The sequence below is a fragment of the Priestia sp. 179-F W1.4 NHS genome, assembly GCF_045369295.1.
In the GTDB taxonomy this organism is placed as follows: Bacteria; Bacillota; Bacilli; order Bacillales; family Bacillaceae_H; genus Priestia; species Priestia zanthoxyli.
The window spans coordinates 23,523-33,629 of sequence record NZ_JBIQFF010000016.1 but is presented as its reverse complement, the minus strand read 5'-3'; the positions used below and the strand labels follow the sequence as shown (position 1 = coordinate 33,629).

The 10,107-nt window shown below is 30.6% G+C and carries 5 protein-coding genes; 3 read left to right on the top strand and 2 right to left on the bottom strand.

Translation table 11 applies throughout. The annotated features are described in order from the left end of the window. Positions 1–242 precede the first annotated feature (242 nt). The 3 genes from ACH0CI_RS26320 to ACH0CI_RS26310 all read left to right on the top strand — a co-directional run bounded on the left by ACH0CI_RS26320 (position 243) and on the right by ACH0CI_RS26310 (position 5,128). Positions 243–2,897, top strand: a complete 2,655-nt coding sequence (locus ACH0CI_RS26320) for an AAA family ATPase (RefSeq protein WP_406902458.1) — start codon at positions 243–245, stop codon at positions 2,895–2,897. Positions 2,898–2,912: 15 nt separating this feature from the next. After that, entirely contained in the window at positions 2,913–4,190 is a 1,278-nt protein-coding gene (locus tag ACH0CI_RS26315; protein WP_406902457.1) for an McrC family protein, read from the top strand. Between the two features lie 380 nt (positions 4,191–4,570). Beyond that, complete coding sequence (locus tag ACH0CI_RS26310; RefSeq protein WP_224980665.1) at positions 4,571–5,128, top strand: sugar O-acetyltransferase; 558 nt, start codon at positions 4,571–4,573, stop codon at positions 5,126–5,128. A gap of 375 nt (positions 5,129–5,503) precedes the next feature. On the opposite strand, the gene ACH0CI_RS26305 is transcribed toward ACH0CI_RS26310, so the two are convergent. Both ACH0CI_RS26305 and ACH0CI_RS26300 read right to left on the bottom strand, forming a co-directional pair. Beyond that, positions 5,504–6,922, bottom strand: a complete 1,419-nt coding sequence (locus tag ACH0CI_RS26305) for a phospholipase D family protein (protein ID WP_224980664.1) — start codon at positions 6,920–6,922, stop codon at positions 5,504–5,506. 382 nt (positions 6,923–7,304) lie between these two features. Then, on the bottom strand, positions 7,305–10,107 hold a 2,803-nt coding region (locus ACH0CI_RS26300; protein ID WP_406902456.1), incomplete at its 5' end, for a DEAD/DEAH box helicase family protein.

Genomic DNA, 10,107 nt, shown 5'->3' with positions numbered 1-10,107 from the left:
GAATTAGTATATAAAAGAACATTTAAAGTATTTCTACTCTAAGCTTGATGATGGTTACTCCATAAAAGTTTTATAATTGATTATAGATGATAACCTGTGAATCTTGTATACCAATTCAGAGGATTTATTACAGGTTGATGTGAGGTGAATGATAGATATATAAATATATGATTTTTTTAGAGTATATAAGGTTCAAAAAGTAAAAACTGTCTATAAAAATTGTTGTAAGTGAAGGTGAAATAATGAATACATATCGAGTTTCAGACTTTGTTTGGTTGGCAACAGCAATTATCGCCTTCGAAACCTTTTATAATTCAGAAAAGCGAGAGCAAGGGGAGATGTTTTTTAAACAACAGGATATACAAAAGAAGGCAAAAGAATTATGTGGTCAAAATGTTGATAATGCAAGGATCTCACAATGGTGTAATGCTGACCACAAACAGAATACGTATAATTACTTACGTGAAGGTGAAAATTCTACAAGACGTCTAACCTTTCAAGGCGAGTTTAATGGGAATAAGGAAGCACCAGATTTTAATCAAGATGAGATAGTCAATACCTCCGTCGGTGCTAAGACTATTAGAGAAATAAAAAAGTTTATCTCCAGTGAATATACTTTACTGTTTACTAAAGACAATATAAAAACTCCTGTAGATGATGTCAATTGTATATCCATTTTAGATTATCTAGATAAGTACGGAGGTCAAACTTACGAGAACCCTGAGAAAGCAGATCCCTCAATTAAACAACAGCTCTTAGAAATAAAGGCTGCTGGTGGGGGTGCCGTAAAGGAATTAGAAAAAATGGCAGTATTATGTGAGAAACAGTTTGGATTAAAAAGACAAGGTCTCTCTAAATGGTTAAATGGAGGAAATAACAAAGCAAGAGAATATTTATGGAGACAATTAAAACTTGAAGGGTTTGAAGATAGCCCCACAAGTATTTCTTTATTTGCCGAATTAGTAGATGGGGAAGCTCGATTTAAATTTTCTGTTGAATTAAATGAGGCACAAAGTAAAAAAGAAGATTATGTGAAGCACCATAGGATATTAAATAGGGATATTTTAGATGCCTCCGATAAATTAATATATATTTTGAAAGGTAATAACTCTGGGAAGAAGATGAAAGAGATTGATCTTTCAACAAAAGAGGTTAAGCAACATGTTGAAAATGGAACTTATGAAAAGGTACAAATAGCACGTGTTATCACTAGGCACGATATTAATAATAAATTTCATGATAATACAGGAATTTTACATGGGATGCTAGCTGCTGTAGATGCTCTTATGCCATATTATAAATTAGTTCTCAATAACAGCTTAATTGATAACAATTCATCGAAAACCTATAGTAATGGTGATAGCATCGTTAAAACAAAAGAGGAGGAAGAGAGAAAAAATATGCTCAACTCTACTAAAAATTTAATTCTATATGGTCCTCCGGGTACTGGAAAAACATATAAGTCAGTCATTTATTCCGTAGCAATAGTTGAAGAAAAGACAATTGATGAAATAAGTGAAGAAGAATATATGGCCGTTATTGAGAGATATAAGGCATATAAGAAAGAAGGCAAAATTGCATTTACTACATTCCATCAATCATATGGATATGAGGAATTTATTGAGGGAATCAAGCCAATACTTAGCAGTGATGAGGAAGAAAGTGTTGAGAACCTAGAATACAAAATTGAAGCAGGTACATTTAAGAAATTCTGTGATAATGCAAGGAATATTAAGATAAAAACTAATACACTAGGCATAAGTGCTAGTCCAACTATTTGGAAAGTCTCTTTGAAAGGTAGTGGCAACAATGAAATAAAAGACGATTGCTTTAAGAATAATAGGATACGAATAGGATGGGCAGACAGGGACAAAGAATTAACGGATGAGTCTATTTTTAGTTCAAAAAAAGAGAAACGTATTCTCCTTTACTTCCAGAATGAAATGAAGGTAGGAGATATTGTTCTTACTCTATATGATCGAGAACACATTGATGGAATCGGGATTATTACTGGAGATGCGGAGTGGCTTAATGATGAGAATCGATATCCTAGAAGCAGGGATGTACAGTGGATAGCAACTGGAATAAAGGAGAATGTTTTAAAAATCAATCAAGAAACGACCCTTACAAGTTCAACGGTTTATCGTCTTGATAAAATTAACCAGGTAGCTATAAATGACATGATTGCAAAGTACTCAGCTAATAAAGATATTTTGATTGAAGCTAATAAGAGTAACTATGTGTTTATCATTGATGAAATTAACAGAGGAAATATCTCAAAGATTTTTGGTGAACTTATTACTTTAATTGAGTCAACCAAGCGACTTGGGGAAACAGAAGAAACCACTGCAAAATTACCCTACTCAGGAATTGAGTTTGGTGTGCCTAATAATGTTTTTATCCTTGGAACAATGAATACTGCCGATAGGTCCATTGCATTATTAGACACAGCACTCAGAAGAAGATTTAAATTTATAGAAATGATGCCAAGAGCAGAAATACTGGCTAATATTAAAATTGGTATGAAGATAGATATTATGAGAATACTAAAAGCCATAAATTCTAGGATTGAATTCCTATATGACAGGGAACATACGATCGGACATGCATATTTTACACCCCTTTTTAGAGAACCAACATTAGAGAAACTAGCAGATATTTTCCAGAACTCAATTATACCCTTACTGCAAGAGTACTTCTATGAGGATTACAGTAAAATACAATTGGTTTTAGGTGATAATGAAAAAGAAGCTGATCTTCAATTTATTAGGGATGAATCATTAAAGGTCAAAGAGATATTCAAGGGTAACCCTGACATTGATTTACCAGAAAAAAGGTATATGATTCAAAGTAAGGCTTTCTATAATGAGGAAAGCTACGTACAAATCTATGAATAGAGAGTGAATATTTTTATGGGTAAATTATTAGAAGTTAAAGAGTATGATTCAATTACCTGTAATGAAAATTTTAAAGAGGATAAGAATTATATATTTCTAGACCAAGAATCTTTTTTAGAGTTGGAGAGTTTAATTCTTACCTTTAACAATAATGACGAAACTGACGGGATAAAATTCTTTACTCTTGCATCAAAACGTAATATAGGTAAGGTAATACGTGCTAAAAATTATGTAGGAATAGTTCAAATGAGAAATGGTACACAGCTTCAAATACTACCTAAAATTGATAAAAGTAATATAACCGATACAAAACGTACATTTATACGAATGTTAAGGAGTTTGAAGGATTTTCCAAGTGAAATATTCAATGAAACAAGCTTAAAGTTGGAGCGTATGAGTTTATACGAAATATTTATTAATTTATATATTCAAGAAGTTCGTAATTTAATAAAGAAAGGAATAAAATCTGCATACCATAATTCAGAAAATAATGGAAGTATATATAAAGGTAAATTAATTTTTAATGAACATATAAAAAGAAATATTGTTCATAAAGATAGATTTTATGTGAGTTTTGATGATTTTGGGGTAAATAGGGCAGAGAATAGGCTGATTAAAGCCACACTATTCAAACTTATAAAAATATCAGCTAGTTCAAAAAATATTAAAGAAATGCGTCAATTACTATTAAATTTCGAAAATATTAATGCTTCGAAGAATTACCAAAAGGATTTTTCTAAGGTCTTTATAGATAAGAGTACGAAGGACTACAAAAACCTTATGCGATGGTCGAAAGTTTTTTTATTAAATGAAAGCTTTACTACATTTTCAGGTGATACCTCTGCAAGGGCATTGCTTTTCCCCATGGAAAAAGTATTTGAGGCCTACGTAGGAAGGAGTTTGAAAAAAGCTTTAGCAGATACAGATTGGAATATTTCATTACAAGACAAAGGTTACTATCTTTTTGAACGTCAGTTTGCGTTAAAGCCAGATATCGTAATTGAGAAGAAGGACAAAAGTAAGAAAATTATATTAGATACAAAATGGAAAGCTCTTGAGAACAATCCCAGATCTAATTACGGTATAGCACAATCTGATATGTATCAGATGTATGCCTACGCAAAGAAATATAAAACAAATGAAATTTGGCTTTTATATCCAATTAGTAGTGAAATGGTTAATATAGAAGATATTCATTTTACAAGTGATGATAATATTGTAGTAAAAGTGTTCTTCATTGACACAAGCAATATTGAAGAGAGTATTAATGAACTCAAAATCCGTTGGAACTAAGTGAAATCAATTCATTTTATACAATAGAAGGTATGGTAACTAAAATTCCCACTCATATTTACGGGCTTACAACTAGGAAATTAAATATAGGGCTAAAGAGAATAGAAAGAAACAAAAGAATAAGGTGTATTTTAATTGAATTAGATGATACGTTATAAGTTCTCAGTATGGAAAATCTAAAAATGCAAAAAATTTTAAATAATTTCAAGAACAGGGATATAACATCATCGAAAATACAGAAATATCTTATCTATCACTTATCCTTTGAAAGCTAAAAGAAATAAAATAAGATATATCGGTAGTCAATATTTAATTATTTTATCAATGTTATGATTTTTGATATGAGTACCTTGAGAATGTATAAAAAGGAGAGTTGACTAATGAAGACTGAAAAAAACAAAACATTTAATAGTGAGCTCTATTTTTCAGCAGACCAAAAGTTAGTAAAGGATAGAGAGAGAACGAGAAGACTTCTTTGTTCATATAATGACACGCATAAAATAGATTACGAAAGACGTACAGCATTGTTAAAAGAAATATTTGGTTCAATGGGTAAATCCATTTATATTGAATCTAACTTTTATTGTGACTATGGTTATAACATCCACGTTGGTGAGAATTTCTATGCTAATTTTGGCTGTACAATTCTAGATGCCGGACAGGTTACTATCGGAAAGAATTGTATGATGGCTCCAGGTGTATATATCTATACAAACAATGCTCTAGTAAATCCAGAGGACCATATTACGGAAATAGATTGTATAAAGTCAGTAATAATTGGCGATAACGTATGGATTGGGAGAAAAGTTATTATTAAGCCCGGCGTTACGATTGGTGATAATGTTGTAATTAGTTCTGAAACTGTTGTGACGGCTGATGTTCCAGCTAACGTAGTGATAGGTGGAAGCCCAGCAAAAGTTATAAAGAGGTTGGAGTAAATCAGCTAGCTTTCTGAGAAAATTCATTATTTTAACTTCAAATTTATATAATAGTTATCCAAAAAATAACTGCTATTATCAACAAACAGCACACACCAATTCGTATATAGAGATCAAAAATTAGTGTGTGCTTATAGTCTATCATTAATACTTATATCTATTTGTGCCATATATCTTATCGTATAGATTATTATTCAATCAAATAAGTAGCCTTTATGTATTATCTTTTTTTAGGTGACAACTTATTTAGTAGACGGTGAATAGAAAAGGTTGTAAGCATGGGAGAAAGTCTAATAACAGCGTTCCGAATAAAGTAGATAACAAATCTTTTAAAAATAATATAAGCGTAAACGTTATTAGCTTTTGTACATAATACTATTTTATCTTTGTAATTACGAACCGTCTCTTGTCATCTATGAAAGTAGTTGAGAAAGATAATAAGTGTCGTTTAAAGTACAGGAACTGATTGTAAGTAGTTCTCTCAGTAGTCCAAACATCATCATATTCAAAAGGCACATTGAATTTTCTGTTATATTCATCTAATACCTTTATTTTTTCTTTTTTATCTAAGGCTTCTGGATCTGGGTAATTACTTTTAATTTCTTTAATATTCTCGATAGCAGTTTTTATAGATGAATCTCTTGTATCTTTTAGTATATAGAGAGTATAAAGAAATTCCAATTTAGTTAATTCTTCAATTTCCTCAAAAACTCTAAACAATGCTCTATATGGATATAACAACTCTTTGGTATCCTTATTCAATTTTGAATAATTCAATAATTGATTTTGAAAAATTTCGGGGAATTTGTTTATGTCTTCCCATAACATCTCACCAATTTCTGTTAATTGATAGTTTCCGTCCTCATTTGGAGAAATAATTCCCATATCTAAAGAGTACTTTCTATTGTTATTATCCACGTACAACTCTTTATATGAATATGTTTTATCTTTAGCTTCAAATTTATCTAGAGTTGGCTGTACAACACTATTTCGCATGCCTTCACAATTATATTCCCCTAAAGATGTAAACACTCTTTTAATAGCTGAAGTACGGTTTTTTTCTTTTAATTTAGACTCATTATTTCGAATTTCTTTGACTTTCTTATTTTTTGTATTCTTTTGATGTACTTTCTTTTCAACCGTAGGTGGATAAAAGCGTTCAATTCCGAATAGCTTTGTTTCTTTACGGTTTTTACCAGTTTCTCCAGTATGCTCTTTATCAGTTTTTTTTATTTTTAGATCATTTTCACTTTTTATATAGTTTTTGGAAATTAGATTACTAATAAGCTCTTTGTCTACTTTTTTACAACAATTATTCTGTATATCAGAATATAAACTAAACATGTCTAATACCTGACTCACTGTAACCTTTTGCTGAGGATTTTTCAAATCAAATTCGCTATATACATTGGTTTCGTAATTAGTATATAGTCCTCCTGCAGTAAAATTGCTAGATCCTACGAATAATTGTGCTCTGCTATTTTCTTTATCAAATAAATAAACTTTCGAATGGTAGGTCACAGTGGGGGATTCGTTATAATAAATATATAGTTCATCTGATATATCCAATAAATTTTCAATTGCTTCAATCGATGTGTTAAATTGATCGATTCCAATAATGCCCTTTATCTTTCCTCCGTTAGCTTTAAATCCCTCCATGTGGGATAACAATCTGAGCACTCCACTATTCTTTGCATAAGCAACCATAAAATAAAAATTATTGTAATCCTCATTTAAAAACTTTTCTAAATAATGTCCTATGTTTTCTTCAAATGGCTGATTAATTATGTGCAAATTAACTCCTCTACTTTCTATGTTTTCTTATAAATCTATTTACACTGTTATTTGCTCAAAACCATTTACTTACATGAATTTTGAATCTTTTTTCCTATTTCCCTTAAGTATACATTAAAATTTCTTAATAAAGTATTATATTATTTTAGATTTCCATTTTTCAGGGTCTTATGATCTAGATTTTTTCCACTTATCTTATTAAATCTATTATTTAGGTCATCTCCCAGAAAAGGTTCCTAACAAAGTTTTCTTTTAAAATAAAAAACACATGGATAAAATAAACCAGTGTATTTCTAATGAATAAGAAAATACACTGGGCATATAAGTTTTTTTGAAGTTTTCCATCAAAAAATATTTAAGTCAATTAGACTTCTTTATTGCATTACATTGATATATACAATTGACGAAGTAACTCATAGTCCTTTTGTTCATAAGCTATCTTTTCTAACTCTTTTGTTTCATGCAATAGATTATGAATATTTACTTGTGAGCCAGGAATGACTTCTAGTACATGTTTTATTGCTCCTTCTTGGAAAACATTATCAAAGTTCAACAAATGTTTTTTAAAATAGTTAAATTGGTTATATGATGTTCCTCTTGAAGACCAAACATCTTTAAAATCCAATTCGATTTCGAATTTTTTATTCAACATTTCTAATACTTTTTCTTTGTTACTTTCGCTAAGTATCTCTGGATTAATATATGTCTCTTGAAGATATAACATTTGCTCGATAGCTAACTCAATAGTTTCAGGTCTAGTATCTTTTAACGAATATAAACAATAGATGAATTCAAGTTTTCGTAGGAAAGGAACTTTTCTCATTGTCTCAAACCATGCTCGATAAGGGAATAATACTTCACCATTTTCAGCATTTACTATATGATATTTTAATAATTGCTGTTGAAAAATCGCCTTTGCCTTTGAAGGGTTTGCTAATAACTCCATTCCCACAGGGGTTAATCTATATTCTTTTTTTGACATTTTCTCAATCGCACCTAAACGATAAGTATGAGAAACATTATTGTTATTAAATTTAAGATCACTTCCTAATTTGACATCAGTTTCTGAAGAGAACTTTTCTAATGTCGGGAAAACTAAATTCATATAAGCATCCATATTATAGTCGCCCATCGATGTAAATACTCTTTTAATACTACCTTTACGGTCACCCTTCTTTATTCCAAATTTATATTTTAGTTCTGTATTATCAGCTTTTTTATTAATTTCCCCTATTCTAAATTGTATAGAACTCTCGAAATCTTTAATATTTAGCTTATTGGGTGCTAAAACAGTGATTTTTTCTTGTAGCCCTTTATTAATTCTTCCTTTGCTGGGGGAGTTCTTATTTGTACCAATTTCATAATTCACCTGATCAATAACCTGAGCTAACTGTTCGTCTTGATTTCTCAAAGCTTGAACAACACTATGTAGCGTATCAAAAAGATCAGTTCTAAGGCCACTAAATCCAGTTTCATTACTTGGAAGAATTACAGGTATTAAGATGTAGGAAGTTTTTTGTTCACCTTGTTTTTTTCTAAGAGCTCGTCCAACTGCCTGAATAATATCAATTGTTGAATCTTTAGGGTCTGCAAAATAAACCGCATCTACAGCTGGTACATCCACACCTTCTGTAAGACATTTAGCATTCGATACAAGTCCGTAATCACTTGATGCAAATGAAGAAAGTATCTTCTTTCTTTGTCCAGAACTCATACTTCCATTAACATGATTAAAATAAAGCTCTGAATCTTTTATATGAGGAGATGTTTGTGAAAATACATCATTTAATGAAAGTTGTTGATTACTTCCATTTACAAATTTATATGCAGAATCAACCTTACTGTGATATGAAATCACCTTTTTAATACCTAATTCATTAATCGCTTTAGCTAGAATAATTTGTTTCATTAAATTATCAATTGTAGTAGAGTTTGTTTCATCTTCTATATCCACTTGCACGTAATGGTTTTCTTTTGCAAGTGCATATAATTCATTTTCCTCCATTGCACAAACTATTACTTTATAATCAGCAATAATATCTTTTTGAATTGCTGTTCCAAAGTTAAGCTCTGAAAAAGTCTTTCCGTACTTTTCAATATCATCCATTGAAAATACTTCTACTCCAGCTTGTTCAGCGAATTTTTTAATTCTCGGTGTGACAATTCTTTCAGTAGCAGTCATAAATAATCGTTTCTTTATCGGAATAAATTTATCATCTAAGGCATATACGAACATGGATGAATCTTTGGTACCAGCTGTTCTATGTGATTCATCGAAAATTGCAAGGTCAAACTCGAAATTTTCATTCAATAATGCATTTGTAATTGCATCTAAAGACTGATATGTACTAAATATTACTTTTGAAAGTTCTGTTTCAGCTTCTAAAAAGTCTTTAACTTCTTTTGGATCAGTAGTAACTGGGAAGTTTACTTCATTCACTTTTAAAGTAATCTTATCGTCTTCTAAATCGTTAACAACAGTTTGATCACTACAAACAGCTAAAAAAGTAAAAGGCTCTACAGTTTTGCTGGTCCATTCTTCGAGAGTTTGTTTAATTAGTGAAAGGGATGGGGCAATAAATAACGTATGCTTTGATTTCAATGAGTCATTAATCCACTTAGATACAAGTGTTTTTCCTGAACCACAAGCTGCAAGTAATTTCCCTCTATCCTGATTTTGAAATCCATTAATAACATCTTTGATAATTAGTTTTTGATAATCACGTGGCTCGGGTGGTTTCACTTGAATTGGCTCTTTACCTTCAATTAAACTTCTCATATTTGAGAAAAATAGTTCATCTAATAAATCCAGTGTTTCAGCTAATACGACCATTTGATGTTTCCGACGTTCAGTTGCTGGGGGTAATTCAAATGAATTAGCTATAATTAATCTAAAATCAGCATACTCTGATTCAGTCCAAAAAGTAGCTAATTCTCGATAAGTTGGAGATAATCGGTTGGATCTGAATTTTGCTTGATAAGCAATGATTTTCCCATCTTTTCTAACTATAATACCATCTACACCATGGTCTTTATGTTCCAGTTTCAGTAGTTTTTTAAATTCCTCTTTTTCTGGTATTTCATCTCTCATATAAACGTTTTCAATAGAATATAAGTCTTTATGTAGTAGAAAGTAATATTTTACAAAATACTCAAAAGTCGTTCCCTTTTCATAATCGCTAGGC